This is a genomic window from Streptomyces neyagawaensis (genome assembly GCF_023516595.1).
GTDB classification, from domain to species: Bacteria; Actinomycetota; Actinomycetes; order Streptomycetales; family Streptomycetaceae; genus Streptomyces; species Streptomyces neyagawaensis.
In genome coordinates, this window is sequence record NZ_JAMGBG010000031.1 from 1 (window position 1) to 1,957 (window position 1,957).

Consider the following 1,957-nt stretch of genomic DNA (forward strand, 5'->3'; position numbering starts at 1 on the left):
CTGACCGCATGCCGGCGTCCTCGTACCCTGCGCTGACATGCTCGGTGATCGCCGCAACGGTGAGTTCAGCTTCCGGGAACACTTGGAGCTGGTTCGGACGCGACCCGGCATGTGCGGCCTGGCGGCTTTTATCCGCGACTACTCACTACGTTTCGGAGAGTGATCCCGGACCGGGCTACGTGACACAACGCCACCGCCCGAGACCCTGTCGCGCTCACCGCTGGCGGCATGCCCGGGCATGCCGCCAGGCTCGTCCGTGACCGGGGTGACGGACACCGCAACATAACGGAACTCGCCCCCGACTCCCTCCAACTCGGAGTACGGCTGCCAGTCGAGGACATATGTACCTCGCAGCGTGCATGTATGGGGCTTGTAGGTGCCTTCCGCCCACAGAAGTGTGCCAGTGAGCTCACGGCCTTGGTGGATCTTGAAGTCCCGATCTCGGGTCGGCTTACGGTCAGGGCTCGGCGGAGTCCACAGGGACGCGTCGTTGGTCACCATGACGGCGAGACCGTTCTGGTCCGACCGCTGGCAGAAGCGCTCCAGCCTGGCTATGTCCCGGACGAAGCGCAGACGGGCGAGGTCTGTTGCGGCATGCCCCTTCAAGGCGTAGTCCTCGGGGGGCGTGCCTGCCGTGCCTGTCCATCGCCGGGTGAAGTACTTGAACTCGATCGCGGTGCGGGCCGAGGGGCCGATGCACAGGAGATCCAGGTACTCAGTCCGGCCCGGGTGCCGCTGCGGTACCTCCAGCCTGGAGTGCACGTCCGGCGTCAGTTCCCACAGCAGCCGGGCGAAACTGTGCTGAAGGTCGGCTTCGGAGTGAAAGACCGGCCTGTACCGGCCGAGCTGTGCGATGACGTCGTCGAGTGAGATCTGTCCGGCGACGGTGCTGCTGGCCATCGGTGCCGTGGTCACGGCGCTATTCAAGTAGTCCCTCAACGGGACTTTCAACCTGTAGGTCTCACTGGACTGTTGGCCCCCCCCGCGCCGGGGGCACGGGGGAGTGCCCCCGTGCCCGGCGGGGTTACCGGACGGTGAAGTCCGCCGCCTCCCTGACCAGGGTCGTGGTGCCGTCCTTGGCGGTGGCCAGGACGGCGACGTGCCAGGTGCCGCGCGGGGAGGACTTCGCGTCGGAAGCGGTGACCTTGACGGTGTACGTGCAGTGCACGGTGTCCTTCCCGGCGGGCTTGCAGACCGCCGACTCCGCTCCGGCCATGTCCTTGGCGGTCAGCTCGTCCTCGGCGAAGGACGACTCCTGCGGCCACGCCAGCACCTTCACGCTCTTCACGCCGGAGGAGGCCGGCGTGACGTCGGTGTCGAAGGTGAGCGAGCCGTCGCGGTCGCCCGCGGGAGCGGTGTAGCGGACGGTGCTGTGCGCCAGCTTCAACGGCTGGTCCCCGGCGTAGGCAAGAGTGAGGGCACCGGCGCCGCCGAGGACAACGACACCGGCGGCCACGGACAGAGCAGTACGTCGGGACATGGGGATCTCCGTAAGGTCCTGTATCGGTTCGGCGCTTCTCGTTCGCGCCGCTTCACCGATACTCGCCGCACAGGGATCCGCCGGACATGAGCGCGCCTACTCAACTCGGGCTGAGTAGGCCGGTGTTGCCGCCCGCGGGCACATGGCGGGGAGGACCGGGCAGCATGGGCAGGACGGTGAGGTGTCGGTCGGCGCGAGTTTCGACGGGGGTCGCGCCGACCGCTCACCGTTCACACCCGGGGAACGGGCCCGGGCGGCAGCCCTGCTGTCATGCGGATGCCACCACCTCGCCGGCCATGACCTCGGGTGGGTTCGGAAGCAGCGACGCGAGGTTGTCCCGCACGAAATCCGCCGCCCTGGAGATCGATTCCTCGGCGCCGGGCCGGTCCTGGAAGACGCTGGTCGAGACCATCACTCCGTCCCCGGCGTCGACCCAGTAGTAGGCCACGAAACCGGGGACCTGGCGCATGAGCGGCA

At 67.9% G+C, this 1,957-nt stretch carries 3 protein-coding genes; all 3 read right to left on the minus strand.

The annotated features are described in order from the left end of the window. Positions 1 to 138: 138 nt before the first annotated feature. On the minus strand, positions 139 to 900 hold the full coding sequence (locus M8J73_RS16010) for a hypothetical protein (RefSeq protein WP_240501691.1): 762 nt from the start codon (positions 898 to 900) through the stop codon (positions 139 to 141). Positions 901 to 1,024: 124 nt separating this feature from the next. Continuing rightward, entirely contained in the window at positions 1,025 to 1,480 is a 456-nt protein-coding gene (locus M8J73_RS16015) for a DUF5707 domain-containing protein (protein WP_055542167.1), read from the minus strand. Positions 1,481 to 1,748: 268 nt separating this feature from the next. Next, positions 1,749 to 1,957, minus strand: a 209-nt coding sequence (locus M8J73_RS16020; protein WP_249828744.1) for a hypothetical protein, incomplete at its 5' end; no start/stop codon positions are given.

What these genes read in the sequence shown, in the direction of transcription:
- M8J73_RS16010 (WP_240501691.1), bottom strand. Translation starts at nt 900, where the DNA reads ATGGCCAGCAGCACCGTCGCCGGACAGATCTCACTCGACGACGTCATC.
- M8J73_RS16015 (WP_055542167.1), bottom strand. Translation starts at nt 1,480, where the DNA reads ATGTCCCGACGTACTGCTCTGTCCGTGGCCGCCGGTGTCGTTGTCCTC.